Origin of the sequence: Sphaerotilus mobilis (assembly GCF_004216565.1) — a bacterium.
Taxonomy (GTDB): Bacteria; Pseudomonadota; Gammaproteobacteria; order Burkholderiales; family Burkholderiaceae_C; genus Sphaerotilus; species Sphaerotilus mobilis.
Map to the genome: position 1 here is coordinate 486729 of NZ_SGWV01000011.1, position 25641 is coordinate 512369.

Here is a 25641-nt window from a genome sequence, read left to right on the forward strand (position 1 = left end):
CCATCGACATGACCGCCGCCACCTCGAATCGCCGCTTGAAGATCACGCTGATCGGTGCCGGCAGCACCGTGTTCACCCGCAACCTGCTGGGCGACATCCTCGCCTACCCGGAACTGGCAGGCGCCGAGATCGCGCTGCACGACATCGACGCGCACCGCCTTGCGCTGTCCGAACAGGTCGCCCACCGCATCGCCGACGCGCTGGGCGCCCAGCCCCGCATCACCGCCAGCATCGACCGACGCGCGGCGCTCGCCGACGCGAACTTCGTCATCAACACCATCCAGGTCGGCGGCTACAAGCCGGCGACCGTGACCGACTTCGACATCCCGAAGAAGTACGGCCTTGAACAGACCATTGGCGACACGCTGGGCATCGGCGGGATCATGCGCGGGCTGCGAACCGTGCCGGTGATGCTCGACATGCTGCGCGACATGGAAGAGGTCTGCGCCAGTGGCGCCATCCACCTCAACTACGTCAACCCGATGGCGATGATCACGTGGGCGCTGAACGCCTCGTCCACGCGCATCCCGACCATCGGCCTGTGCCACAGCGTGCAGCACACCGCCGGTGAACTCGCGCGTGACCTGCAGATCCCCGTCGAGGAGATCCAGTACCACTGCGCCGGCATCAACCACATGTCCTTCTACCTGCGCTTCGAACACGAGGGGCGCGACCTCTACCCGCGCCTGCGCGAGATCCACCGCGACGGCGCGATGCCCGACTGGAACCGCGTGCGCTACGAGATGCTGCACCAGCTGGGCTACTTCCCCACCGAGTCCAGCGAGCACTTCAGCGAGTACGTGCCCTGGTTCATCAAGCAGGGCCGCGAGGACCTGCTCAAGAAGTTCAACATCCCGCTGGACGAGTACCCCGGCCGCTGCCAGGTCTTCGAACACGCGTGGCCCTACATCGAGCGCGAGCTGCAGACGCCCGGCTCGCAGGACCCGGCCGCGCTGCTGGCGCAATTGCGCGCGGCCGACATCCACGTCATGCCACGTTCGATCGAGGACGCGCCCCACATGCTCGAAGGCCTGCGTCAGGTCGTGCGCAGCGTCGAATACGGCAGCTCCATCATCCACTCGGTGGTGACCGGCAAGCCCTGCGTCATCAACGGCAATGTGCTCAACCACCAGCTGATCGACAACCTGCCGCAGGGCTGTGCGGTCGAGGTGCCTTGCGTGGTCGACCACAACGGCGTGCAGCCCACGCGGGTGGGTGAACTGCCGGTGCAGCTTGCTGCATTGATGCGCACCAACGTCAATGTGCAGGAGCTGGTGGTTGCGGCAGTGCTCAAGCAGAACCGCGAGCACGTCTACCATGCCGCGATGCTGGACCCGCACACCGCCGCCACACTGGACCTGTCGCAGATCCGCGCCATGGTCGACGAACTGCTGACGGCGCACCGGCCCTTCCTGCCGGACTTCCTGCACGGCTGATCCGGCCGGGCTGACCGAGACCGTGGGCCAGACCGAGAACGTGACCGAGAACGTGACCGATACGCTGCGCACGCCCACCACCAGCGCCGAGGTCGCCCGCCAGGCGGGGGTCTCGCGCACGACGGTCAGCTTCGTGCTCAATGGCGTCGAGAACCGCGGCATCAGCGAGTCGACCCGCCAGCGCGTGCTGGCGGTGGCCGAGCAGATGGGCTACGCGCCCAACGCCGCCGCGCGCCAACTGGCGGGCGGCAGCAGCGGCACCGTCGGTCTGGTGATCCCGCAGGCGGCCCATCTCTACACCGACGTCTTCCTCTCGCAGATGGTGGCCAGCGTCAACGACGCCTGCCACCGCGAGGGCCTCAAGCTGCTGATCGAATCGACCGAGGGCGAGGGCCGCGAGCCCGGCGGCTTCATCGGCCTGGTCAAGGCGCGGCGCATCGACGGCCTGCTGATCGTCAGCCCGCGCCGCGACGTCTACGACCACCTGCACCGCATCGTCGAGGCCGGCATTCCGCTGGTCGTGCTGGGTCGTGCGCCCCGGGGGCTGGAACACATCCAGGCCCTGCCGACCCAGAACAACCGCGCCACCGCCGACCTGCTGGACCACCTGCAGCGCCTGGGCCACCGCCGCATCGGCCACGTCGCCTTTGCGCCGCCCGAGATCCTGGCGTCCCATGAGCGCATCGGCAGCTGGCGCGAGGCGCTCGAAGCAGAAGGCACCACGCCCGATCCGGCCTGGCTGACCCATGCCGACATCAGCGCCGCCAGCGGCCTGCTGGCGACCCGCGCGCTGCTGGCTCAGCAACTGAGCCTGCCGGCAGAACGCCGCATCACCGCCTTGTTTGCCGGCAACGACACCATCGCCTTTGGCGCCATGCGCGCCCTCGCCGAAGCCGGTCTGCGGGTGCCGCAGGACATCGCCGTGGTCGGCTACGACGACATCCCGCTGGCGGCCTACGCCAGCCCGCCGCTGACCACCGTGCGCACCCACCCGATCGAGCAGGGCCGCGAAGCCGTCACCAGCCTGATGGCCCAGCTGCGCAAGGTCCCGCGACCGCCCTTCGGACCGGACCTGACCGAGCCGGAACTGGTGGTGCGGGCGTCGTGCGGGGCGGGCACGCTCACCCCCCGCGTCTGACCCGCAACGCCGCGAGGAAGGCCTGCATCAGCGGTTCGGCCGGCAGCAGGTCCGGCCGGGACGGGTGGAACTCCGGGTGCCACTGGACGCCGGTGACGAAGAGGTCGCCGCGCGCGCGGATGGCCTCGACGATGCCGTCGTCTGCCGAACGCGCCTCCACCTGCAGATCGCCGCCGAGCCGGTCGACCGCCTGGTGGTGGATGCTGTTGACCCGCGCACCGGCCGGTGTGCCGTAGATGTCGGCCAGGCGGCTGTGGGGTTCGATCCGCAGCCCGTGGTCCAGCTGGTCGTAAAGATCGGCGTCGACATGACGTATGGCCTGCGGGCGCTGGGTCGCGATGTCCTGGTAGAGCGTGCCGCCGAGCGCGACGTTGAGCAGCTGGCAGCCCCGGCAGATGCCCAGCAGCGGCTTGCCGGCGGCCAGGAAGCCCTCGATCAGCTCGATCTCGTAGCGGTCCCGCACGGCGTCGCCGCGCCAGGCGTCGCGCAGCGGCTGCTGGCCGTAGGTCAGCGGGCTGACGTCCGCACCGCCCTGCAGCATCAGGCCGTCCAGCAGCTCGACGTAGTGGTGCACACCGACCTTGCGGCGCGCCACCTCGGCGTCAAAGCCCAGCGTCGGCACCATCACCGCCATCGCGCCGTGGCCCATGATCCAGTGGGCAAGCGACTGCTCCAGGTACTGCAGCGTCTTGCCGCGAAAGCCCAGCTCGGCGGGCGGCTGGTGCATCAGCCGGGCCGTCAGGCCGATCAGCAGGGGGCGTTCGGCCATCAGCTCGCGCGGCCGGCCCAGCGTTCACATTGCTGGCGCACTACCTCGGCGAGCAGGCCCTCGCGCGACTGCACCACCCGGATCCAGCCGGCGTCGTTGCCCTGGCGGCCCATCTCGCCACGCAGGTAGGCGATCGCGCCCTCGGCGCGCAGCTCCATCGCGTGGACCTCCAGCGCCGAGAAGGTCAGGGCGATGTCGTCGCGCAGCGTGCGGTGCTCGCCGGTCTGCGGGTCCACGAACAGGCCGTCCAGCCCGAAGCGGCAGGCCTGGAAGCGGTTGTAGGTGTAGGGCAAGTAGTCGTCCTCGTGCAGCGGGTAGGGCCGCTCGACGCGCAACCAGCGTGCCAGGCACTGGATGAAGCCGGCCATCGCGGCGGCCTTCTCGATCGTCAGCGGCGTGTCCAGCACGCGCACCTCGATGGTCCCGTATTCGGGCTTGGGGCGGATGTCCCAGTAGAAGTCCTTCATGCTGCGGACCACCCCTGTGCGGGTCATCTTCTCGAAGTAGACCTGGAAGTCGTCCCAGCTGGTCACGAAGGGCGCCCGGCCCGACATCGGGAAGGCGAAGACCGAGTTCAGGCGCGCCGAGTCAAAGCCGGTGTCCGTGCCCTGCACATAGGGCGAGGACGCGCTGAGGGCGATCAGGTGCGGGATGAAGCGCGACAGCCCGTGAAGCAGCACCAGCGCCTGGTCCGGCCCGGGACAGCCGACGTGCACGTGCTGGCCGAAGATCGTGAACTGCTTGCTCAGATAGCCGTAGAGCTGCGAGAGCTCCTGGAAACGCGGCTTGTCGAAGATGCGGCGCTGGCTCCAGTCCTGGAAGGGGTGAGTGCCACCGCCGCACAGCCCCAGGTTGAGCTGGTCGGCGCAGCTCACCAGCGCATCGCGCAACTGGCCCAGCTGCGACAGGGCATCGGCATGGTCGACGCAGATGCCGGTGGACAGCTCGATCATGCTGTCGGTCATCTCCGGGACGATGCTGCCGGGCAGCTTGTCCTTGAGCCGGTCGACCAGTCGCAGCAGGTCCTTGGCCGACGGTGCCAGGTCGTAGTCGTGGGTGTTGACGATCTGCAGCTCCAGCTCGACGCCAAGCGTCAACGAGCGCGAGCGCGCGAAGGGTTCGAGCCGGATCACGACAGCGCCCCGCCGATGTCGCCGTGCAGCGGGCCGGGGCTGGCGCTGGTGGCGGATGCCGATGTCGGGGCCGGTGTGGACGCCGTTGTCGGTGTCTGTGCGGGGGTGGCTGCGGGCGCGGTGGTCGATCCGCGTCGTGCCGATTCCGCCGGCACCCGGCTCGGTGCCGACGCGGCCGGTGCGACCTCGCCGGCCAGGCGCAGCGCCGCGCAGACGGCCAGCGGGCCGGCCAGCTCCAGCAGGGCGATGGCGCTCAGCACGATCGGGCCGATCTGGCGGCCGTAGTCCGGGTGGATCGCGTGCAGCTCGGCCAGCATCACCAGCGCGGTGGCGGACAAAGGCGCCAGCGTCAGGCCGAGCGCCAGGCCTTGGCGTGGCGCCAGGCCGCTCAGGCGGGCAAGGCCCATCACCGCCAGCAGCTTGGCCAGCCCGCGGGCACCGACCAGCACGGCGCCCAGCAACAGGCCGGTGGCCAGCGCTTCCAGGGTCCAGGCCGAGCCGACGATCACGAACAGCAGCAGCACCAGCACGCCGCCGGCCGTGCCGAAGTGGCGCGGCCAGACCCAGGGGCGCTCGCTGCGGTTGCGCAGCGCCAGCCCGGCCAGCAGCGGCACCAGCAGCGTCGACAGGGCCAGTGCCCGCGCCACGGTGATGGCCACGAGCACCAGGCCGAGCAGCAGCAGCACGGCATGGTCGTTGCGCAGGTCAAGCCGGCGGGCGACCAGGCCGACCAGCTTGGCCAGCACCAGCGCGAGCAGGAGCGAGCCGAGGAAGTTGTAGCCCAGCCGGGCCAGTGCCGGCAGCCAGTCGCCCAGCGTCTCCAGGCTCAGCCAGCCCCGCAGCAGCGTCAGGCCGAGCGCGGCATAGAGCGTGTTCAGGGCGGTCAGCAGGATCATGCGTTCGGTGACCTGACCGGCGGCCCCCAGTTCCAGCGAGACCCGCCCGGCGACCGCCGCCGAGGCCGGCACCGCCAGCACCGCGCAGCCCAGCGCCACGGCCGGGTCCAGGCCTGCCCAGCGCAGGGCGCCATGCACGGTGACCAGCGTCAGCAAGGCCTCGGCCAGGCTGGTGGCGAGCAGGGCCGGGTTGTCGCGCAGCCAGCGCAGCCGCACCCGCGCGCCGATCTCGAACAGCAGCAGCGCCAGAGCCAGGTCGATCACCAGCTTGAGCGAGCCCGGCATGGCCGCGCCCGTCAGGCCTTGGCCGGACAGCGCCATGCCGATGCCGGCGGCGGTGTAGCCCATCACCCGCGGCAGCCGGGTCCAGCGCGCCACCAGCTCACCGAGCAGGCCGCCGGCCAGCAGCATCAGGACGGCCCAGAACAGCGCCCCCGGATCGGGTGGCCAGGGTTCGATGTGCAGCACGCGTGCCACGTCTTCCAGCCAATCCATCTCAGCTCCTCGTGCGCCGCACCGAGCCGGTGCGGCGTTGTGGTCGGCGCGAATCCTTCCACGCCGTCTTCTGCCGATGACTGTAGAGGCTAGTCCCCCTCCGCTGGTTCCGGGCTGTGCATCCGGTTGTCAGCGGAGCTTGGTAAGCCGGGCTCCACGAACATGTACGGAAACTGAATGGAACAAGATCCCTTGTTTTCGCTTTGTCCAACCTCCGGATTTCTCGGATCGTGATGTGTCTTGTTGCAGATGCCGCATCTGGAATGAACTTTGTTGCCTTCCATCGACGAATACTGCGTGAATTGACCCAATAACCACACCCATTAGGGTGAAAAGTAGTGAGATCAGTCAATTCGATCGTGACTAGGATCGCGACCATTAAGAAATCCTCAAGACAAATTCAGTGCTTCAGGCGTCGTTTGACGACCGCTTGTCCAGAACAAACCGCCTGATCACCGATCTTCATCCAGACCTGCCTGACCTGATCTGAAGCGCCGCTATGGGCCCACTGCTTCTTGCGCCGGCTGACTGAACTGCAACCAAGACCCAGACCCGAGGTTCCACGATGACCGACTCCCTCAAGCCCGAAGCGCTGGCCGATGTGCCGGCGAACGACCGCGCGGAGCCCGCCACGGCCACCGCCACGCGTCGACAGATGTTCAAGATGAGCCTCGGCGCTGCGCCTGCAGCGCTGCTGGCTGCGGCAGCGACGCCGGCCCGGGCGGCAGATCCAGAGCCGAGCCCGCGCATCACGCCGTTTCTGGAACCGCTGCGCATCCCGCCCGAACTGCCACAGCGTCCGTTGACCGATCCGGCCTTCGCGCTGCGTCCGACGGTCCAGCCCAACCGCCGCGTGAACCCGGCCACCGGTTTGCCGTTCGAAGGGCGTGGCGAGCCGCACCAGAAGCGCAACCTCAACCCGCCGCAGTTCTTCTACGCCCAGCGTTATGGCGCGGTGCCGCCGGTGTCGATCCACCCGCAGCTGCGTGCGCAGGTGAACTTCTGGGGTGCGAACCTCGGTGGCAGCGACCTGACGCTGGACCCGCCGACCTCGCCCTTGCCGACCATCGTCAGCCGCTACCAGGCCGGCGCGAACACCGCCATCCTCGTGCGGCGCTACAACGACCTGCCCAAGGGCGTGCCGGCCGGTGGCTATGGCCGCAACTCGATCTCCACCCACCTGCACAACTTCCACAGCGCGCCCGACAGCGACGGCGGCCCCTGTGATCCGCGACTGGGGGGGCTGTCCGAAGACCCGTTCACCCAGGGTCGCTTCTTCTTCCCCGGCCAGTACTACGACTACTACTACAACATGAAGCGGGCCGGCTTCACCAAGGCGGGGATGCCCGACGGCGATGTGCGCGAAACGCTCGGCACGCTCTGGTATCACGACCACCGCGAGGCCCACACGGCCGAGAACGTCTACAAGGGCCTGTACGGCTTCCACCTGATCTTCAACGAACACGACACGGGCGACGAGACCACCGGTTTCCGGCTGCCGAGCTATCCGGCCTACGACGTGCCGATCTCGTTTTGCGACCTGCGCCTGGACCCGCGCACCGAGCAGCCCGTGTTCGACCTCGAGGACGATGACGGCCACATCGGCGACCGCTACCTGGTCAACGGCCGGCTGCAGCCCTACATGGACGTGTTCCAGCGCCGCTATCGCCTGCGGCTGCTCAACGTCGGCCCCTCGCGCTTCCACCAGCTCTACCTGGTCAACCCGGACCAGCCGTCACAGCGCATCCCGTTCTGGCTGATCGCCAACGACGGCAACCTGCTGCCTCGGCCGCTGCAGGTGCCCTATCTCCGGATGTCCTGCGCCGAGCGGGCCGATGTCATCGTCGACTTCCGCGAGCTGACCGCGCCGGGTGGCCCGGCGGCCGGCGCGACCCGGCTCTGGCTGGAAAACCGCCTGCTGCAGGACAAGGGACGGGGCCCCGAAGAGGACATCCTGCCCGCCGGCAACCCGGACCACGCGCTGATGGAGTTCCGCATCGGCCAAGTCGTGACGGACCTGAGCGTGCACCCGACGGAGATCGCCAGCTTCGCGCCGATCAGCCTGCCGCCGCTGGGCACGCCGGTCATCACCCGCACCTTTGACTGGGGGCGTGGCAATGGCGGCTGGGTCTGCAACGACAAGCCGATCAACTGCGACGAGGTCCGCTTCACGATGAAGAAGGGCGCGGTCGAGCGTTGGATCCACAAGACCGGTGGCGGCTGGGCCCATCCGATCCACAACCACTTCGTCGAAGGCCGCATCGTCAAGCGCAACGGCAAGGCGATCGGGCCGAACTCGCCGGAGTTCTCGCGCAAGGACGTGGTCTGGCTGGGCGAGGGCGACGAGGTCGAGTACCTCGTGCGTGCCCAGGACTACGACGGCGTCTACCCGATGCACTGCCACAACGTCGTCCACGAGGACAAGGGAATGATGCTGCTGTTCGCCGTCGACAACGTGGGCGACACCAACACGCGGCCCTGAGCGAGGACGCTCCCGTCCTGACCGTTCTTGACCTGTGTGCCTGCCTGCCTTCCGGAGTGAAACCATGAACCCGATCCAGACCTTGACCGAGCGTCGCTCGACCTTCGGCCGCGCCTTGCTGGGGGCCGGTCTGCTGGCCGCGGGTGCCGGCCTGATGGGCGCTGCCCAGCCGGCCCGTGCCCGCGACGAGGACCCGCGCGAGCGGGTGCGCCGTCGCCGCCTGCCCAACGTCCCGCTGCTGACCCACGAAGGCCGCGTCGTGCGCTTCTACGACGACATCGTGCGTGACCGCCAGGTGGTGATCAACGTCATGTACACCAGCTGCAGCAACATCTGCAGCCCGGCCACGCGCAAGCTGGTCGAAGCCCGGCATCACCTCGGCCCGCGCACCCGCGACATGCACTTCGTGTCGCTGACGCTGACCCCGCTGACCGACACACCGGCCGAACTGGCCGCCTACCGCCGCGCCCACGGCATCGACGGCCGCGACGGCGACTGGACCTTCCTGACCGGCAAGCCCGCCCACGTCGAACAGGTCGCCCGCGCACTCGGCCTGATGAGCGACGACCCGGCCGATGACCTGCTCAGCCACTCCGGCGCTGCCGTGGTCGGCGATGAGCGCCGTGTGCAATGGGGCCACGCCAACACCCTGACCAGCGGCCGAGGCATCGCAAGGATGATCCGGTTCGAGCTGGTGTGAGGGTCTCGCGCCGCTGCCGCTGTCAACGCCAGACGGGCCGAGCGTTCGCGTTTTCCTGCAACGGTGACACCCGGCGCGCCTGGGCGGGTGTCTGCTCGTGCCAAGCCTCGCTCAGGGACGCGGCGCCGGCCCGGGCGGCGCTGGCCGTCGTCGTGGCGGGGCAACGGCCGGTGGCGCGGTGCGCCAAGGCGGTGGACAACAGGGCTTCACGGGTGTCGCCCCGTTCGTGCCAGCGGTCATCAGCGGCGGCACAGTCCGGTTGCAGTCCGTCGGCATAGTCGCCATGGCCCAGGTCGTTGGCGATCTGGAATTCGATCGGGAAATACACGATGCCGTTCCTGCGGTGGCCCTTGAAGCCATAGGGCTTGCCGCAGGTCGTCTCGCCGACCAAGATAACTTGCACGCCGATGCCACGCAGACCATTGACCAGCGCTTCGCTGGCCGAGCAGGTGCGTGATCCCGCCAGCACGTAGACGCGGCGCAGGCCCAGGGTGGGCAGCGGCGTGTCGTTGGTGCAGCGAAAGCTTGTCGGATTGGGCAGGCACGACGTGGTCACGAAGGGGGTGTTTCGCTCACCGTCGGCCACCGCCGCGTGTCGGGCGCTGAACTGCAGGCGGGTGAACATCCGGCCACTCGTGCGGGCGTCGCCTGCCAATGCATGTGCCAGACCATTGGCGATGAAGAGGTAGCCGCCGCCGTTGTAGCGAAGGTCCACCACGACGTCCTTGACCTGGGCCGCCCGGAAGCTGCGGATGGCGTCGGTCAACGGCGCTTCGGCCGACAGGATGTGCTGGTCGAAGGGCAGGTAGCCGACACGATCGCTGGCCGACAGATTCAGCACCCGGGCCGCCGGCACCGGATTTGGCGTGTAGCTGGCGCTGTCGACCAAGACGTCCACGACGGCACCGGTGGCCGCCTTGTAGATCTGCATCGTTGAACGACAGGTCGTATTGGCTTCAACCGCGCCGACAAAACGATAGAAGCGCGTGCTCGTCTCATCCTGGCGTGTGTCCGAGAGGCGGACGCCGTCGACCTTCAGCAGCATGTCACCTCGGCGGATCAGCCCTTGGCGTCCGACCGGCGAGTCCGGCTCGACCTTTTCGACCTGAAGCGTGTCGTTCACGGCGTCGTAGTGCCAGGAGATGCCCGAGCCGATGGTCTGGTCACCGGCGTAATAGGCATCGGACGCCTGGGCGGTCGTCGCGTAGCTGTAGCGGTCACGCCCCGTCACGTTGCTCAACAGCGCCTTGAAGTAGTTCACCAGCGAGGCATAGGGCTCGGCCGCATCGGCGTAGGCGCTTGCGTTGGCATCGATGTTCGAGATCTCGTCGGGCCAGAGGTAGTTGGCCTCCATCATCGATTTCACCCAGGCCTGTTCGGGACCGAGTTGCGTGACCGTCACCCCGCGGGTGTCGACCCCGCTGCCGGTGTTGTCCCAGGCGGGGCAGGGCGGCGGCGCGGCCTCGTTGCTTCCGCCCCCGCCCCCGCCCCCGCCCCCGCCACAGGCCGCCAGCGTGGCGGCGATCAGGACCACTGCCAAGCGGCGTACCGATCGACCTGACCTGCTCGTGGCACAGGCATTCTTGATGTGATGCATTCCAGCTTCCCTTCATCGACGACCGATTCGTCGCGTGGGGGATGTTCTGGATGCCGGCGCTGGAAGGCGATGACCTGTTTAAGTCAAATCGGAGGGGGCTCGGGCGTCGAGCCTGCCCGCAAATCTTCAATCCACCTTCCGCGCCCCGATCGCCAAGGCGCCGGCCGCCACGACCACCACGAACATCGCGGCGGTCAGGGATTGGTTGTGGGCGATCACGCCGATCAGTGGCGGGCCGACCAGGAAGCCGCTGTAGCCGATCGACGAGACCGCCGCGATCGAGGCGGCGCTGCTGGTGCCGGGCACGCGGCTGGCGGCTGTGAAGAGGATCGGGACAATGGGTGCCAGCCCGATGCCGACCAGGGCGTAGCCGACGATCGAGACCCACGGCGAGCCCGTCAGCAGCACCGTTGCCATGGCCACCGCCGTCAACGTCGAGCAATGCCGCAGCAGGGCCTGTTCGCTGACATGGGCGCGCAGGTAGTCGCCCCCGAAGCGGGCGGCGGCCATGGCGCCGGCAAAGACGGCGTAGCCCATCGCGGCGACGTCCTGCGACAGGCCGACTTCCTGCTTCAGGTAGAGCACGCACCAGTCGTACATGACGCCTTCGGCCGTCATGCCCGCAAAGATCAGCAGGCCGATCAGCAGCAGCAGGCCGTGCGGCCAGGTGAAGTGGCGTTGTTCCTCGCCCGGTGCCGGCGGGGCCGGGCGGGCGTCGAGCATCGAGCGGTTGGCCACGGCCATCACCGCAGCCGACAACAGGCCGCAGCCGATCAGCTGCACCGCAGGGTCGACCGATGCACGCAGCAGCGCGGCGGCCATGCCGGCGCCGGCCATGGCACCCAGGCTGAAGCAGCCGTGCAGATTGCCCATGACGGGCTTGCCGCCATCACGTTCCAGGGCCGTGCCTTCGGCGTTGATGGTCACGTCGAACACGCTCATCGACATGCCGAACAGCAGGTTGGCGGCCATCAGCACGTACACGTTGGGCCACAGCAGCGCGCAACCCAGCGCGGCGCACAACACCAGCCCGGTGATCAGGCTGGCGCGGCGCGCGCCGAGGTGGCCGATGAAGCGACCGGCGACAAACAGCGAGCTGACCGCCCCGACCGCCGCGCTGAACAGCACCGCCGACAGCACCGCCTCGTCGATCTCGTAGTGCGACTTGATCGACGGGATGTGCGCACCCCACACACCGGCCAGCAGGCCCAGCGTCGCGAACAGCGCACGGGTGGCCCAGCGCGCGGCGCCAAGCCGCTGGTGTGCGGTGGCGTTTGTGGCGGGCGGGTCCAGCGCGGCGTCCAGCGCGCTCACCATCGGATCGGGTGTGGTCATCAACGGCCTTTCAGGGGCGACAGGGCGATAGGTTCAGAGCTTGACGGGCGCGCCGGTGCGCGCGCTTTCATAGACCGCGTCGAGCAGTTCCATGACGATCAGCCCTTCCTCGCCCGGAGCGGGGTGAGGCTGGCCCGTCAGGATGGCCTCGGCGTAATCGTGCATGGCGGACTTGGCGGGCGTCTTGGGGACGTGGATGTGGGTGTCGAGCTGCGCACCGCCGCCGTCGCTGAAGATGAAGGCCTCGAAGTCGTAGCCCTCGCCGACGTTGCGTTGCAGCAGACCGGCCTGGGTGCCGAGCAGGCGGGTCTCCATCAGCTCGGCCTGCTGGATGTGGGCCGCCCAGGACGCTTCGAGCACCAGCGAGGCGCCGTTCTCGAACCGGATGTAGGCCGAAGCCAGGTCCTCGACATCGAAGGTCTTGCCGCTGGCCTTGGCGGCTTCGCGGGCGATCGGGTCGTAGGTCGCGCCCATCACCCAGGTCGGCTTGGGGTAGCCCATCAGCCACAGCGCCAGGTCCAGCCGGTGCACGCCCAGGTCGATCAGCGGACCGCCGCCGGCCAGCGCCTTGTTGCCGAACCAGCCGCCGAAGCCCGGCATGCCGCGACGGCGATGCCAGACGGTGCGGCCGAAGTAGAACTCGCCGAACTGGCCGGTTGCGACCTGCGCCTTCAGGGCCCGCGACGGCGCGCTGAAGCGGTAGCTGAAGTTGATCATCAGGCGGCGATCGGCGGCCTGGGCGGCGGCCAGCATCTCGCGGCCTTCGTCCGCGTTCATCGCCATCGGCTTCTCGCACAGCACATGGCAGCCGGCGGCCAGCGCGGCCAGCGTCAGGTCCTTGTGGAACTTGTTGGGCGTGCAGACGCTGACGACATCCAGCCCGCCGGCGGCCAGCATGGCCTCGGCGCTGGCGTGCCGGCCGGCGATGCCGAACTGTTCGCCGACAGCGTTCAGGCGGGCCGGGTCCGGATCGGCGATGGCGACGACCTCGACATCCGGGTGCTGGCGCCAGCCCTCGATGTGCATGCGGCCGATGCCCAGGCCGATCACGCCGATGCGCAGCTTGCGGCCGGTCGATGCGGTGGCGGCGCTGCCGCTGGCGGCGGCCTGCTTCTGGTAGTCGCTCATTCGATGTCCTTCTTCTCTTGCACCACGCCAGCCTTGGCGAAGCTGATGTTCTTCGGCGCGATCGGCTCCAGCGCCGGGCTCATCGGGCAGACGTCGACGATCTGCACGCGCGGGTTGGCCCATTGCACCGCGTTGGCGAGCACGCGCTTGACGTTGGCGTCGAAGTAGGTCGGGTAGGCCTCATGGCCGGGGCGGAAGTAGAAGATGCGGCCGTGGCCACGCTGCCAGCACAGGCCGGAGCGGAACACCTCGCCGCCCTCGAACCAGGAGATGAAGACGGTCTCGTCGGGCGCCGGCACGTCGAAGCGCTCGCCGTACATCTCCTCATAGGGCAGCTCGAAGAACTCGCCCAGGCCGGCCGCGATCGGGTGCGAGGGCTCGACCACCCACAGGCGTTCCTTCTCGTCGGCCTCGCGCCACTTCAGCGAGCAGTTGGTGCCCAGCATGCGGCGGAAGATCTTCGAGAAGTGACCCGAGTGCAGCACGATCAGGCCCATGCCTTCGAGCACGCGTTTCTGCACGCGGTCGACGATCGCGTCGGCGACCTTGCCATGGGCCCGGTGACCCCACCAGAGCAGCACATCGCACTCGGCCAGGCGGGCTTCGCTCAGGCCGTGTTCGGGCTGGTCCAGCGTGGCGGTCGTGACCTCGACCGGCAACGCGCCGGGGTTCAGGCCGGGCACCTCGCGCAGGCCGGCCGCGATGGCGCCGTGGATGCCGTCCGGGTAGATCGCGGCGATCGCCGGGTTGGCCTGTTCGTGTTCGTATTCGTTCCAGACGATGACAGAAATCTTCGACTTCATCGGAAGGTCTTCCAGGTGGGACCCAGGCGGGTCGGTGGGGGTTGCAGGGCTGCGGGACATCCGCGCTTGCTCAAGGGGCAGCCGGCAGGATAGATTCGCCGGGCCGGCCCTCTCAAGTGCAAGCAAAGCCAGAAAACTGCGATCGATGTCAAAAAACCTGAATCACCGACCCGACTGCCCCGCGCCCTTCGTCGACCCGGCCGACCGCCATCCGGACGAGGACGCGGCGCTCGCCACGCGGCTGCGCGAGCAATTGCGGGTCTTTGCCGATGGCCTGGGGCGCGGCGGTTGGCCGCTGCACCGCCCGGCCTCGGCGGGGGTGGCCGGCGTCGCGCGTGGCCAGGGCCATTTCCACCTTGCGCCGGAGCTGTTCCTGCAGGTCTCCGGCTGGACCCGCTTCGGCCTGCCGGGCGGTGCGGTGACCGTCGGCCCGGGCGAGGCCCTGCTGATGCCCGCCCGCCTGCTGCACCACGAACAGGTCGGTGCCGGTGCGGATGGGCAAGCCTTCTGCAACCTGGTGATCTATGCCGATGGCAGCGTGCTGACCTGCCATCTGGCACACGAGCACGAACCCGGCACGCCGGGCATCCACCACCTCGAATCGCGCCAGGACGCCCAGGCCGCCCGCGCGCTGGAGTGGCTCAGCCATGCCACCGAGGTGGCCGAGGCCGATGACTGGCAAGTGCGTGCGCTGGTGATTGCGACCGTGGCCGGCGCGCGGCGAGTCATCGACATGGACGGCCTGCCCGCCGCACGGGCAGAGCCTGCCAGCCTTGCCCGGCTGCGCGTGCTGATCCAGAACCAGCTCGGCGACCATGAACTGAGCGTGCGCCGGCTGGCCGAGCAGAGCGGGGTGAGCGCCGACTACCTGTCGCACCGCTTCCGGCAGGCCAGTGGCGAGCACCTGGTGGCCTACATCAATCGCCAGCGCATGGAGCGCGCCGCGCGCCTGCTGGGTGATACCGACATGGCTGTCAAGGAAATCGCCTGGGCCTGCGGCTATGCCACGCCGGGTTATTTCATCCAGAGTTTCCGGCGCCACTATGGCGACACACCGGGGCAGTGGCGCGCGGGTCACGTCGGGCCGGCCGTCGTGGCGGCTTGAAGCCGGATCGCACCGGCCGGTCGAACCCAACCGGAATCTGCAAAGTTCGGCATCATCGACGCCAAGCCGATGGCGTCACGGACCGCAGGTGCGGCCCGACGCCCGGCGCATCGCCCGGAGGAGGAACCTGATGATCCCGACGTTGAACAAGTTGCTGCATACGTCCTTGCAACGGTCCTTGCACCCGTCCTTGCACCAACGCTTGGCGCAAGCCGCCGTCCTCGCCCTCGCCACGGCCGTGTTGCCGGCCGCCGCGCAAGGCACCTTCACGCTCGAAAGCCCGGACCTGGCCTCAGGCAGTTTCGGCAACGACTTTGTGCTGGGCGCCTTCGGCTGCAAGGGCATGAACGTCTCGCCGGCCCTGGTCTGGCGCAACGTGCCGGCCGGCACGAAGTCCTTGGCGCTGCAGGTGCACGATCCGGACGCGCCGACCGGCGCCGGCTTCTGGCACTGGGCGATCTACAACCTGCCGGCCAGCGCCACCGGCCTGCCACGCGGGGCCGGCAACGCGGCCGCCACCCTGCCGGCACCGGCCTTCGGCGGCAACACCGACTTCATGGACACCGGCGCGACCGGCGCCAACGGCAACTGGGGCGGCCCCTGCCCGCCGGAAGGTGACAAGCCCCACCGCTACAACTTCACCCTCTACGCCCTGGCCGTCGACGACGTCATCGCCGCCGCCGGTGTGCCGCGCACCGGCAGCGCGGCGCTGCTGTCCTTCGTCCTGAACAAGGGCCTGGGCGACAAGCTGCTGGGCAAGGCCACGTTCACGGCCACCTACGGGCGGTGAACGGCCCGGCACCGACGCCGAAGCTCAGTGCTTCAGGCCTCGGGTCGCCGCCTGCGCCGCGCACCAGCCCTTGACCTGTTCGGGCGGCAGCGGGCGGCTCCACGCATAGCCCTGGGCGGCATGGCAACCGACCTTGAGCAGCCAGGCGGCGGTCTCGGCATCTTCCACACCGGAGACGACGACCTGGGCGCCGAGGCCCGCGCCCAGCGTCAGCAGCGAGCTGAGCACCGCTGCTCCACGGTCCGGCGTGTGACCACCCAGGCCGCCGTGCATGCGCTCTGGTGATGGCGCGGGCGCCGTGTGACCGGGGCTGCGACCGAGGCTGCGTAGATCGACCTTGAGTTCGGCAAAGGCGCCCAGCTCGGCCAGCGACAGGTAGGCCGACAGGCCGCTGCCCAGGTCATCGACGATCAGCCGCACCCCCAGCCGGTCGAGCCGGTGGATCACGTCCTGAGCCACCGTGCCGGGTTGCGACAACGCCGTGGCGGGCAGTTCCAGCATCAGCGCATCAGCCGGCCATTGATGGGACTGCAGCAGGGTCTGCAGGCGCTCGGGCAGGTCCGGATCGTCCAGCAGCCGGGCCGACACATTGATCGACAGCGCCGGCACCAGGCCCTGTTCGCGCCAGGGTGCGGCGGCCTTGAGGGCGCGGTCGAGCATGCGGTCGGTCAACTGGGCGATCAGGGCATGGTGTTCGGCGATCGGGATGAAGGTCGACGGTGCGATCGGACCCCAGCTGGCGCTGTGCCAGCGGGTCAGCGCCTCCAGGCGCCGCAGCGTCCAGTCCAGGCTGCCGTCGGCGCCGGGGTGCAGGTTGACGACCGGCTGGAAGACCAGGCCCAGCTCGTCGTGGCCGATCGCGTGGCTGAGCTGCGCGGCCATCGCCTCCTCGGTCGGCGGCGGCCGTATCGCGTCGGCGCGCAGCATCGTCGGTGCGCTGGCGCCCCCGGCCAGGCCGGCGCCGGCGCGCAGGCCCAGTCGGGCGTCGTAGACCGCCACCTCGCGGCGGCTGTGCTGGGCCTGTTCCATGGCGGCCTGGGCATGCAGCATCACGCTGCGGGCATCGGTGCCGTGCTGCGGGCACAGGGCGATGCCCACGCGCACCTTGGGGTCCAGCGAACGGCCGTCGACCATCACCGGGCGGGCCAGCTGTTCGGTGATCTTTTGCGCCATCGCGGTCGAGCCGGCGACGCTGTTGTTGCCCAGCAGCAGCGCGGCGAAGGTGTGGCCACCGATGCGGGCATAGCTGTCCGAGCGTCGGCCCAGCCGTTGCAGGCGCCGGGCCAGGGCCTCGATCAGGGTGTCGGCACCGGACGGGCTGAGCGTGTCGGTGCTGCCTTGCGGCCATTCGAAGCCGATCACCAGCGTCGCGAAGGCGTTGCCGCCGCGCATGACCGAGGCGGTGGCCTGTTCGAGCCGGTCCAGGAAGAGCTCGCGGCTGGGCAGGCCGGTCTGGCGGTCTGACAGGCCCATGCGCCGCAGCCGGGTGTCGGACTCTGCCAGCGCCGCCTCCAGTTCGTGGCGGCGCAGGGCCCGCATCAGGCTGGCGTTGAGGCGCTCGAAGGGCAGACCACCACCGGCGGCCTGCAAGGGGCTGTCATGCCCCGGTTCGCCATGGCCCAGCAGCAAGGCGACGGCTTGGCCTGTCTGGGTCTGCAAGGCGCTGCGCAGTTCCTGCTCCAGGTCGCTGTGGGCGAAGTCCGAAGGCGGGCCGGAGAGGCTGTCGAGGTTGGTGTCGACGAAGGGCGCGGGCATCGAGTGCTCGCGCAGCAGGGCAGCGACGTCGTGTCCGCTGAGCCCTTCGAGCTGCCGCAGGTCGATGCCGGGGAGCTGGCCGCTGCGCAAGAGAGCAGGCATGTCGCCGCCGTCATCGAGGATCACGATGCGCAAGGTCTTCATGGCGTTCGCGCCCCCCCGGAAACAGCGGTGGAAAAGCAGTTTTTGATGCTAGCACTCACCCAGGAAGAAGCGGCTCAAGGCAAGCGCACAAGCCTCAGGTTGTTCTTCGGGGATGAAGTGGCCGGCGGGCATGGCCAGGCCGGTCACCGGGCCCTCGCAGACGGCCTGCCAGTCGGCGATCGGATCGAACAGCCGATGCACCACGCCGCGTTCGCCCCACAGCACTTGCAGCGGTGCCTGCACCTTCTGGCCGGCGCTTCGCGACATCCGGTCATGGACCAGGTCGATGCTGGCGGCGGCGCGGTAGTCCTCGCAGGCGGCGTGGATGCCCGCGGCGTTGCAGAAGCAGCGCTCGTAGTCCAGCAGGGCCGGTGGCTCGACATGGTCCAGCCCATCGGCGCCCCAGCCACCGAGCTTGGCGTGCAGGTAGTAGGTCGCGTTGCCGCCGATCATGCGTTCGGGCAGTGGCGCGCTCTGGATCAGGTGGAACCAGTGGTAGTAGGCCGAGGCGAAGGCCATGTCGGTGCGCTCGTACATGGTCAGCGTTGGCACGACGTCGATGACGCAGAGCCGGTCGACGCGCTCCGGATGGTCCAGCGCCATGCGGTGAGCGACCCGTGCGCCGCGGTCATGGCCGCAGACGTTGTAGCGGCGGTGACCCAGCGCGGCCATCAGGCCGACCAGATCGGCCGCCATGACCCGCTTGCTGTAGTTGGCATGGTCGGGCAGGCCGGGCGGCTTGTCGGAATCGCCATAGCCACGCAGGTCCGGGATGACCAACCGGAAGTGCGGCGCCAGCCGCAGCGCGACGCGGTGCCACATCGCATGGGTCTGCGGGAAACCGTGCAACAGCAGCAGCACCGGCGCACCCGTATCGTCGGCTGGCCGGCCGCCCAGGCGGGCAAAGAGGCGCTGGCCGTCGACCTCGAACTGTTGCGAATGGAAGCCCTCGAACCAGGCGGTGTGCAGGCCGGACATGGCAGTCTCCGTGGATGGCGCGACGCGCTCGCCGCGTACCTCCAAACCATAACCGCGCCGACCCTGTCCGTGATGACGGCGGGCAAAGTCGGCCACCTTGCACCGCCGTTCCTTCACCACCAGGACCCCCGCCATGACCCAGGACACGTTTGCCCGCTGGCCCGATGACGCCTTGACCCTGCGCCCGCCCGCGCCCGCCGCCGACGGTCGCCAGCCGCTGCTGCTGATCACCGGCGGCAGTCGCGGCATCGGTGCGGCCACGGCCCGGCTGGCCGCCGCCGCCGGCTGGCATGTGGCGCTGACCTTTGCCAGCGACGTCGCGGCCGCCGACGCGGTCGTCGACGAGTTGCGTCAGGGCGGCCGGCAGGCCCGCGCCTGGCGGCTCGACGTCGCCGACGAGGCCCAGGTGCTGGCCGTCTGCGCCGAGGTCGACGCCTGGGCGCTCGCCCAGGGGCTGGCGCTGCGTGGCCTGGTCAACAACGCCGGGGTGGTCGACCGGGCCCAGCGTTGCGACGAGATGAGCGGCGAACGCCTGCGCCGCATGGTCGGCATCAACCTGCTGGGCGCGATGTACGTGGCGCGCGAGGCGGTGCGCCGACTCAGCACCCGCCACGGCGGCGCGGGCGGCGCGATCGTCAACCTGTCCTCGGTCGCTGCGCGGCTGGGCGCGGCCGGTCAATACGTCGACTACGCGGCCACCAAGGCGGCGCTGGACATCTGGACCCAAGGCCTCGCACGCGAGGTCGCCGCCGAGGGCGTGCGGGTCAACTCGGTGCGCCCCGGCGTGATCGACACCGACATCCACGCCAGCGGCGGCCAGCCCGACCGCGCCTGGCAACTCGCCCCCCAGATCCCGCAGCAGCGCCCCGGCACCGCCGAGGAGATCGCCCAAACCATCGTCTGGCTGCTGGCCCCGCAGTCGTCCTACACGACCGGCGCGATCGTCGAGGTGGCGGGTGGGCGTTAACCCGGGCAGCCGTTGACCTGTCGCGCCCCGGCGCGGCACAGGTCCTGGTCCAGCCAGAGTTCGTAGACGTCGCCGCTCGGGCGAGCCTGCCGGAGGTGGACCAAGTCTGCGGTCTGGCCGACCTGGTCGCTGGCCAGCCGGCGTACCCAGCGTGCCAGGCCCTGATGGCTGGTGCCTTGGCTGCGCAGCTCGGTGCGGCTGGGGGCCTGGTCGCCGACCACGGCCAGCGCGGGCACCCGCCAGCCGGCTTCGGCCAACTGGGTGGCCAGACGCATGGCCAGCGGGCGCTGGACCTCGTCGGCGAGCTGGATGTAGATGACCGGCTGCGGCACCCGCGTGAAGCCGGTGATGCGCTCGCGCACTTGTTCGCCTTGCTGGCGCGCCTCCGGACCGAGCACGGCGGCGGCATCGACGAAGCGCAGCACCGCCTGGCGGTGCAGCGCCAGCGTCAGCGGGCTGGCCTCGCCGAGCAACGTCAGCGTGTGGCGGGCTGCCTCGGTGACGGCCGCCGTGCCGGCGCGGTGCAGCAGGTTGGCCTCGGCACGTTCGACGGCCAGTGGTAAGACGTCCGAATGCAGCTGGCTGGACACGTCCAGCTCGCTGGCCGCGCTCCAGCGCACCTGCGGATCGACGGCATAGAGGGCATCGAGCCGCAAGGCCAGCTCGCGTTGCAGCTCGGACGAGGGCGCGATGCGCGACGCCAGCAGGGCCAGCTCGGGCGCGTCGGCACCGAACAGCAGGTCGGACGAGGGCTGCGGGCGCATCGCGGCCAGGGCGGCCCGTTCGGCCTGGGCGGCAATCGCCTCGATGTCGCGTTTGCCGGGCTTGCCACGGACGGGGCGCGCACCCGGGCGGGTGCCCGCCGCTGTCGGCTCGGAGGGGATCTCCAGGCCGCCATCGGTCACGGCCGGTGCGCTGGCGGCCACCGCCAGGTGGTCGATCGGTCGCTCGACCGGCGTCGGCTCGTCGTCGACCGACAGCATGGCCATCAGGCGCAAGGCTTCCTGCCGCCGCGCGGTGGGCAGGCCGTCGTGGTCTCGCAGGGCGGCCGAGAGGTGTTCGCGTGCCCGCGTGAACTCGCGCTGGCGCAGCAGCAGGTGGGCCAGCTGGAAGTGCGCCACGCCAATGTCCGGCCGGGCCGCCAGGGCCCGTTCATAGGCCTGCCGGGCAGCGACCAGGTCGGGCGTGATCGAGAACTGGGCCTGTTGCGCCAGCGTCATCTGCACCTGGGCCTCGCGCTCGTCGAGGGCCTCCAGGCCGACCTGGGTCGCGCCGGCAAGCAGCAAGGCCAAGACGCCAACGGTCGTCAGCGTGCGCCACCCTCGGCGCGCCGGTGCCGCGCCGGCCAGCGCGGGTGCGCCGTGTTCGTCGGTCAGGAAGCCGAGCGTTGCGAGTTCGGCGCACAAGGCCGCCAGGTCGGCGCCCCAGTGGCTGTGTCGCAGCGGCAAGGACGGCTGGGTCGCCAGCGTGACCAGGTCCGGCGACAGGCCATGGGCCAGCAGCGGCGCCGTCTGGTCGATGCGCAGCACCTGCAGATGGGCGCGGGTGGCCAGGGCGGCCAGCAGGTGACGCCGCACCGGCTCGCTCGGCGCGCCGGCACCGTCGGCATCGGGGTCGGCGGGCAGGTCGGCGTAGTCGGGCGTCAGCAGCACCAGCAGCACGCTGCCGGGGCCGAGCTGGCTGGGGACCTCGTCCTCGGCCAGCTTCACCAGATCGACAACCGGCTCGCCGAACAGCTCGCGCAAGCCGGCCTGCAGACGCTGGGCGGCACGCGCACCCTGCTCGCCACGGTGGCTCAGGCAGATCGGGGCATGCAGGGGCATGTGGGGACCAGGGACCACGTCAGGGCGGCTCAGATCAGGAAGGGCGTGTGCGTCAGCATGGTCGTCGCCGGGCCGAGCGTGTAGAGGTTGGGCGACTGCGTCGGCGGCAGGCCGGCGCGCACGCGGCTGTGGAACAGGCGGTGGTTGCCCTTGAACTTGCCGCCGTTCCAGACCTTGAGCACCTGCTCGGTGAAGGCTCCGTTGTGCTCGCCGTCCATCGAGGTCTGGTTGTCCTGACAACCCGAGATCAGCACGACCGAGGCCTTGAAGCGGCTGACGATGCCGGTCAGCCGGTTGCTGTTCGGGGCGATGGTCAGGCTGGCCAGGACCGCATCCGGGTCGGCGCTGGCAGCCCGGCCGGCCGCCGTCTTGGCGAGCTTGCGCTGCAGCTGGTCGTAGAAGGCCTGGTGGGCCGCGTAGGTGCGCCGCGCGATGGCGGTGGGCATCTGGCGCGGCCGGGGGCCGAACGATGCCAGGCCGGGCTGGGGCGGAGCGGCCCGCACCGAGGTGCCGCTGTGGCAGCTGTCGGTCAGGACCAGGATGCGCACGCCGGCGGCGAAGCGGCTCAGAGCCAGGTAGGTCTCGTCGTCGATCAGCTGGCTGTCGTAGAGGCACCAGGTCTCGTCGAGCTTGTCGTCCTCGTCGCCGGTGACGTCGTCGACCTGCCCGCCATGTCCGGAAAAGGTCAGCAGAAAGTAGTCGCCCGAGACCAGCGTCTGCGCCGCCTTGTCCAGCGCGGCCAGCACCTTGGCGCGGGTGGCGGCCTTGGTCAGCAGCACGGTGGGCTTGAGCCCGCGCGCGGTGGCGATCGCGGCCATGTCGTGCGCATCGGCCTCGCAGGCGACCAGGTCACCGGTCCAGCCGCCGTAGTGCTTGGGGCTGACCGAGTTCAGGCCCAGGTGCAGCGACAGGCCGATCGGCTTGCGCGTGACCTTGGCGGGGGTCTTGGTGGCGACCTTGCCAGCGACCTTCGTGGCGACCTTCGTGGCAACCTTTGAGGCAACCTTCCCCGCACTGGCCTTCCTGACGGGGCCCTTGAGGGTGGCGGTGCCCTTCTTGGCGGGGGCCCGCTCGACGGCGGCCGGCGGGGTTGCGATCGGTTCTTGTGCCATGTCCTGCTCCTGGGTGCTTGTTGTCATGTCCGGGTTCATGCGTGTCCGGAAGAAACGGCCGACGAGTACAGCGCAAGGCCTCGCACGCTGTCCAGTGCGCAGCCGTATCTGAAAGTTTCGACGCGGCGGGCAGGCCTCAGCGTGCCCGTGTCGTCTTCTTGCCCGCGACCTTCATGGCGGACTTCACGGCCTTCGCGGCCAGCTTCTTCGGCGCGGCGCGTGTTCCGGCTGGCGGCTGATCGACCAGGAAGCTGTTGTTGACCCAGCCTTCCAGGTCGGTCGGGCCGGCCACCTCGACCCGGCTCCAGCGGCTGCCGACTTCCAGCAGCAGCAGCTCGGTGCCCCGCGCCAGCGGCGGCGCCACCACCGCAGCGAGGCCGTCTGGTGCGCTGCGGATGTTGAGCGTGCTGGCGTTGACCCAGCGGCGCGGCAGCGCGTCGTCCTCGCGGCCGAAGGCCTGGCTGCGCAGGGCGGCCATGGGGAAGGCGGGCCCGGGGTCGGACTTGCGGCCCGGGGCGATGTCCTCGTGGCCCAGCACCTCCTGCAGGCCGTAGGTGCTCACCAGCAGCTCGGCCAGCTCGATGGCCCGCTCGATCTGCACGCCGCTGTAGGCATGCCAGCCCCGCACCGGCCCGCCTTGCGCATGGGCGCCGACGTGCACCTGATCCTCCGGATAGGCCTGCTTGAACCAGCTCATGTACTGGGCGCCGACGCGGTCCAGCGCCCCGGCGTTGTCCATCTCGATGCCGATGCTGTGCGAATTGAGGCCGGTCAGACCATCCCAGGCGCTGATGCCGGCATGCCAGGTCACGACGTTGAACGGCGCGAGCTGGACGATGCGGCCGTCACGCCCGAGCACGAGGTGCGCCGAGGCGTTGCCGCTGGGCTTCTTCGTGCACAAGGAGGCGACCGAGCTCTCCAGCGAGCGCCCGGCCGTGTAGTGCATCACCAGGTAGCGCGGGCTCAGAGGCCCGCCAATGTTGGGCGTGGCCTGGAACGAACAGCCGTCGCCGACAAGCCTGTGGTTCTTGATGCTGAGCATGACCGACCTCCTGCATGAAAGGGGCCTGATCTTGCGCCGAGGCCCACTGTGCGGACCAGCGCTGTCTCGTCCGTTTCATGGAGGGGTCTGCGCAGGATTGCGCATTTCAGGGCGGCGGGCGCGCGGAGCCCGCCGAGCCCCGCTCAATCACCCAGCAAGGACAGGTCCCGCACGGCGCCCTTGTCGGCGCTGGTGGCCAGCAGGGCGTAGGCCTTCAGGGCGGCCGAGACCTTGCGCGGGCGCGGCTGGGCCGGCTTCCAGCCGAGCGCGTCCTGCTCGGTGCGGCGGCGGGCGAGTTCCTCGTCGCTCAGCAGCACGTCGATGCGGCGCTGGACGATGTCGATGCGGATGCGGTCGCCGTTGCGCACCAGGCCGATCGCGCCGCCGGCCGCCGCCTCGGGCGAGCAGTGGCCGATCGACAGGCCCGAGGTGCCGCCCGAGAAGCGGCCATCGGTCAGCAGCGCGCAGGCCTTGCCCAGGCCCTTGGACTTGATGTAGCTGGTCGGGTAGAGCATCTCCTGCATGCCGGGGCCGCCCTTCGGGCCCTCGTAGCGCACGACCACGATGTCGCCGGCCTTCACCTGATCGGCCAGGATGTGCTCGACCGCTTCGTCCTGGCTTTCGACCACATGGGCCGGGCCTTCGAAGACCATCAGGCTGTCGTCGACGCCGGCGGTCTTGACGACGCAGCCGTCCAGCGCGATGTTGCCGCGCAGCACGGCCAGGCCGCCCTGCTGGGAGAAGGCGTGTTCATGGGAGCGGATGCAGCCCTCGGCGCGGTCGGTGTCCAGGCTGGGCCAGCGGGTGGACTGGCTGAAAGCGACCTGGGTCGGGATGCCGGCCGGGCCGGCCTTGAAGAAGGTCTGCACCGCCTCGGACGGCTGGCGGGCGATGTCCCACTGGTCGAGCGCGTCCTTCATGGTCGGCGCGTGCACGGTCGGCACGTCGGTGTGCAGCTTGCCGGCGCGGTCGAGCTCACCCAGGATGGCCATGATCCCGCCCGCGCGGTGCACGTCCTCGATGTGGTACTTGTTCGTGTTGGGGGCGACCTTGCACAGCTGCGGCACGTCGCGCGACAGGCGGTCGATGTCGTTCATGTCGAAGTCGATGCCGGCTTCCTGCGCGGCGGCCAGGATGTGCAGGATGGTGTTGGTCGAACCGCCCATCGCGATGTCCAGCGTCATCGCGTTCTCGAAGGCCTTCTTGCCGATCGAGCGCGGCAGGATGCTGTGGTCGTCCTGCTCGTAGTGGCGCTTGCACAGGTCGACGGCCAGGCGGCCGGCGCGCTTGAACAGGTCCTCGCGGTCGGCATGGGTGGCCAGCACCGTGCCATTGCCCGGCAGCGAGAGGCCCAGCGCCTCGGTCAGGCAGTTCATCGAGTTGGCGGTGAACATGCCCGAGCAGGAGCCGCAGGTCGGGCAGGCCGAACGCTCGACCTCGGCGAGGTCGGCGTCGCTGACCTTGCTGTCGGCAGCCATGACCATGGCGTCGATCAGGTCCAGCTTCTTGATCTGGATGGTCTGCGTGCCCGGCACCGCCAGGCGCACCTTGCCGGCTTCCATCGGGCCGCCGGAGACGAAGACCACGGGGATGTTCAGGCGCATCGCCGCCATCAGCATCCCGGGGGTGATCTTGTCGCAGTTGGAGATGCACACCAGCGCATCGGCACAGTGGGCGTTGACCATGTACTCGACCGAGTCCGCGATGATGTCGCGGCTGGGCAGCGAATACAGCATGCCGTCGTGGCCCATCGCGATGCCGTCGTCGACGGCGATGGTGTTGAACTCCTTGGCGACACCGCCGACCGCCTCGATCTCGCGGGCGACCAGCTGGCCCAGGTCCTTCAGGTGCACATGGCCGGGCACGAACTGGGTGAAGGAGTTGGCGATCGCGATGATGGGCTTGCTGAAGTCGTCGTCCTTCATCCCGGTGGCGCGCCACAGCGAGCGCGCGCCCGCCATGTTGCGGCCGGCGGTGGAGGTCTTGGAACGGTAGGCGGGCATCGGGTCTTCC

Annotated in this window: 20 protein-coding genes; 7 read left to right on the forward strand and 13 right to left on the reverse strand. The window is 69.7% G+C overall.

The features are described 5' to 3' along the window. Positions 1-8: 8 nt before the first annotated feature. Both melA and EV685_RS17445 read left to right on the forward strand, forming a co-directional pair. On the forward strand, positions 9-1436 hold the full coding sequence (melA, locus tag EV685_RS17440; RefSeq protein ID WP_130483301.1) for an alpha-glucosidase/alpha-galactosidase: 1428 nt from the start codon (positions 9-11) through the stop codon (positions 1434-1436). Between the two features lie 22 nt (positions 1437-1458). Continuing rightward, complete coding sequence (locus EV685_RS17445; RefSeq protein ID WP_130483302.1) at positions 1459-2574, forward strand: LacI family DNA-binding transcriptional regulator; 1116 nt, start codon at positions 1459-1461, stop codon at positions 2572-2574. On the opposite strand, the gene EV685_RS17450 is transcribed toward EV685_RS17445, so the two are convergent. The 3 genes from EV685_RS17450 to EV685_RS17460 are packed head-to-tail and all read right to left on the reverse strand — an operon-like array spanning position 2558 to position 5867. Further along, the gene (locus EV685_RS17450) at positions 2558-3343 is read right to left on the reverse strand and encodes a gamma-glutamyl-gamma-aminobutyrate hydrolase family protein (RefSeq protein WP_130483303.1); all 786 of its coding nucleotides are present in this window, start codon (positions 3341-3343) and stop codon (positions 2558-2560) included. The two genes, EV685_RS17445 and EV685_RS17450, sit on opposite strands and share 17 nt — an antisense overlap. Further along, positions 3343-4473, reverse strand: a complete 1131-nt coding sequence (locus EV685_RS17455) for a YbdK family carboxylate-amine ligase (protein WP_130483404.1) — start codon at positions 4471-4473, stop codon at positions 3343-3345. The genes EV685_RS17450 and EV685_RS17455 overlap by 1 nt, the downstream gene beginning before the upstream one ends. Further along, a complete protein-coding gene (locus EV685_RS17460; RefSeq protein WP_130483304.1) occupies positions 4473-5867 on the reverse strand; it encodes a cation:proton antiporter domain-containing protein in 1395 nt (464 codons plus the stop codon). The genes EV685_RS17455 and EV685_RS17460 overlap by 1 nt, the downstream gene beginning before the upstream one ends. 565 nt (positions 5868-6432) lie before the next feature. Between EV685_RS17460 and EV685_RS17465 the strand changes: the two genes are divergently transcribed. Beyond that, positions 6433-8349, forward strand: coding sequence for a multicopper oxidase family protein (locus EV685_RS17465; RefSeq protein ID WP_130483305.1), 1917 nt, complete (start codon positions 6433-6435; stop codon positions 8347-8349). A gap of 64 nt (positions 8350-8413) precedes the next feature. After that, on the forward strand, positions 8414-9049 hold the full coding sequence (locus EV685_RS17470; RefSeq protein WP_130483306.1) for an SCO family protein: 636 nt from the start codon (positions 8414-8416) through the stop codon (positions 9047-9049). A gap of 22 nt (positions 9050-9071) precedes the next feature. Here the strand turns inward: EV685_RS17470 and EV685_RS17475 are convergent, their stop codons facing one another. From EV685_RS17475 to EV685_RS17490, 4 genes are all read right to left on the reverse strand, one after another. Continuing rightward, positions 9072-10583, reverse strand: a complete 1512-nt coding sequence (locus EV685_RS17475; protein ID WP_242615652.1) for a S41 family peptidase — start codon at positions 10581-10583, stop codon at positions 9072-9074. A 189-nt stretch (positions 10584-10772) separates the two neighbouring features. Next, positions 10773-11981: an MFS transporter gene (locus tag EV685_RS17480; RefSeq protein WP_242615643.1), complete on the reverse strand. Its 1209-nt coding sequence runs from the start codon at positions 11979-11981 to the stop codon at positions 10773-10775. Between the two features lie 33 nt (positions 11982-12014). Beyond that, positions 12015-13109 carry a Gfo/Idh/MocA family protein gene (locus tag EV685_RS17485; protein WP_130483308.1) on the reverse strand — a complete coding sequence of 365 codons (1095 nt, stop codon included), beginning with the start codon at positions 13107-13109 and terminating at the stop codon, positions 12015-12017. Next, entirely contained in the window at positions 13106-13912 is an 807-nt protein-coding gene (locus EV685_RS17490; protein ID WP_130483309.1) for a ThuA domain-containing protein, read from the reverse strand. The genes EV685_RS17485 and EV685_RS17490 overlap by 4 nt, the downstream gene beginning before the upstream one ends. A 145-nt stretch (positions 13913-14057) precedes the next feature. Between EV685_RS17490 and EV685_RS17495 the strand changes: the two genes are divergently transcribed. Further along, positions 14058-15017 carry a helix-turn-helix transcriptional regulator gene (locus EV685_RS17495; RefSeq protein WP_130483310.1) on the forward strand — a complete coding sequence of 320 codons (960 nt, stop codon included), beginning with the start codon at positions 14058-14060 and terminating at the stop codon, positions 15015-15017. Positions 15018-15147: 130 nt separating this feature from the next. Continuing rightward, positions 15148-15807, forward strand: coding sequence for a YbhB/YbcL family Raf kinase inhibitor-like protein (locus EV685_RS17500; RefSeq protein WP_130483311.1), 660 nt, complete (start codon positions 15148-15150; stop codon positions 15805-15807). A gap of 24 nt (positions 15808-15831) precedes the next feature. Here EV685_RS17500 and EV685_RS17505 read toward each other — a convergent pair whose 3' ends face one another. Together EV685_RS17505 and EV685_RS17510 are read right to left on the reverse strand one after the other, a co-directional pair. Beyond that, the gene (locus EV685_RS17505) at positions 15832-17706 is read right to left on the reverse strand and encodes a bifunctional diguanylate cyclase/phosphodiesterase (RefSeq protein WP_130483312.1); all 1875 of its coding nucleotides are present in this window, start codon (positions 17704-17706) and stop codon (positions 15832-15834) included. 48 nt (positions 17707-17754) lie between these two features. Next, a complete protein-coding gene (locus EV685_RS17510) occupies positions 17755-18684 on the reverse strand; it encodes an alpha/beta fold hydrolase (RefSeq protein ID WP_130483313.1) in 930 nt (309 codons plus the stop codon). Positions 18685-18817: 133 nt separating this feature from the next. Here EV685_RS17510 and EV685_RS17515 point away from each other — a divergent pair, with 133 nt between their 5' ends. Then, positions 18818-19651 (forward strand): SDR family oxidoreductase, encoded by an 834-nt coding sequence (locus tag EV685_RS17515; RefSeq protein WP_130483314.1) that lies wholly within the window; start codon positions 18818-18820, stop codon positions 19649-19651. Here EV685_RS17515 and EV685_RS17520 read toward each other — a convergent pair. The 4 genes from EV685_RS17520 to ilvD form a co-directional block, all read right to left on the reverse strand. Further along, on the reverse strand, positions 19648-21474 hold the full coding sequence (locus EV685_RS17520; RefSeq protein WP_130483315.1) for a tetratricopeptide repeat protein: 1827 nt from the start codon (positions 21472-21474) through the stop codon (positions 19648-19650). The two genes, EV685_RS17515 and EV685_RS17520, sit on opposite strands and share 4 nt — an antisense overlap. A gap of 29 nt (positions 21475-21503) precedes the next feature. Continuing rightward, on the reverse strand, positions 21504-22586 hold the full coding sequence (locus tag EV685_RS17525; protein WP_130483316.1) for a caspase family protein: 1083 nt from the start codon (positions 22584-22586) through the stop codon (positions 21504-21506). Positions 22587-22722: 136 nt separating this feature from the next. Further along, on the reverse strand, positions 22723-23628 hold the full coding sequence (locus EV685_RS17530) for an N-acetylmuramoyl-L-alanine amidase (protein WP_130483317.1): 906 nt from the start codon (positions 23626-23628) through the stop codon (positions 22723-22725). Between the two features lie 143 nt (positions 23629-23771). Further along, positions 23772-25631, reverse strand: coding sequence for a dihydroxy-acid dehydratase (gene ilvD, locus EV685_RS17535; protein ID WP_130483318.1), 1860 nt, complete (start codon positions 25629-25631; stop codon positions 23772-23774). Positions 25632-25641 lie beyond the last annotated feature (10 nt).

What these genes read in the sequence shown, in the direction of transcription:
- melA (WP_130483301.1), top strand. Translation starts at nt 9, where the DNA reads ATGACCGCCGCCACCTCGAATCGCCGCTTGAAGATCACGCTGATCGGT.
- EV685_RS17450 (WP_130483303.1), bottom strand. Translation starts at nt 3,343, where the DNA reads ATGGCCGAACGCCCCCTGCTGATCGGCCTGACGGCCCGGCTGATGCAC.
- EV685_RS17460 (WP_130483304.1), bottom strand. Translation starts at nt 5,867, where the DNA reads ATGGATTGGCTGGAAGACGTGGCACGCGTGCTGCACATCGAACCCTGG.
- EV685_RS17465 (WP_130483305.1), top strand. Translation starts at nt 6,433, where the DNA reads ATGACCGACTCCCTCAAGCCCGAAGCGCTGGCCGATGTGCCGGCGAAC.
- EV685_RS17470 (WP_130483306.1), top strand. Translation starts at nt 8,414, where the DNA reads ATGAACCCGATCCAGACCTTGACCGAGCGTCGCTCGACCTTCGGCCGC.
- EV685_RS17480 (WP_242615643.1), bottom strand. Translation starts at nt 11,981, where the DNA reads ATGACCACACCCGATCCGATGGTGAGCGCGCTGGACGCCGCGCTGGAC.
- EV685_RS17485 (WP_130483308.1), bottom strand. Translation starts at nt 13,109, where the DNA reads ATGAGCGACTACCAGAAGCAGGCCGCCGCCAGCGGCAGCGCCGCCACC.
- EV685_RS17490 (WP_130483309.1), bottom strand. Translation starts at nt 13,912, where the DNA reads ATGAAGTCGAAGATTTCTGTCATCGTCTGGAACGAATACGAACACGAA.
- EV685_RS17495 (WP_130483310.1), top strand. Translation starts at nt 14,058, where the DNA reads ATGTCAAAAAACCTGAATCACCGACCCGACTGCCCCGCGCCCTTCGTC.
- EV685_RS17500 (WP_130483311.1), top strand. Translation starts at nt 15,148, where the DNA reads ATGATCCCGACGTTGAACAAGTTGCTGCATACGTCCTTGCAACGGTCC.
- EV685_RS17505 (WP_130483312.1), bottom strand. Translation starts at nt 17,706, where the DNA reads ATGAAGACCTTGCGCATCGTGATCCTCGATGACGGCGGCGACATGCCT.
- EV685_RS17510 (WP_130483313.1), bottom strand. Translation starts at nt 18,684, where the DNA reads ATGTCCGGCCTGCACACCGCCTGGTTCGAGGGCTTCCATTCGCAACAG.
- EV685_RS17515 (WP_130483314.1), top strand. Translation starts at nt 18,818, where the DNA reads ATGACCCAGGACACGTTTGCCCGCTGGCCCGATGACGCCTTGACCCTG.
- EV685_RS17520 (WP_130483315.1), bottom strand. Translation starts at nt 21,474, where the DNA reads ATGCCCCTGCATGCCCCGATCTGCCTGAGCCACCGTGGCGAGCAGGGT.
- EV685_RS17525 (WP_130483316.1), bottom strand. Translation starts at nt 22,586, where the DNA reads ATGGCACAAGAACCGATCGCAACCCCGCCGGCCGCCGTCGAGCGGGCC.
- EV685_RS17530 (WP_130483317.1), bottom strand. Translation starts at nt 23,628, where the DNA reads ATGCTCAGCATCAAGAACCACAGGCTTGTCGGCGACGGCTGTTCGTTC.
- ilvD (WP_130483318.1), bottom strand. Translation starts at nt 25,631, where the DNA reads ATGCCCGCCTACCGTTCCAAGACCTCCACCGCCGGCCGCAACATGGCG.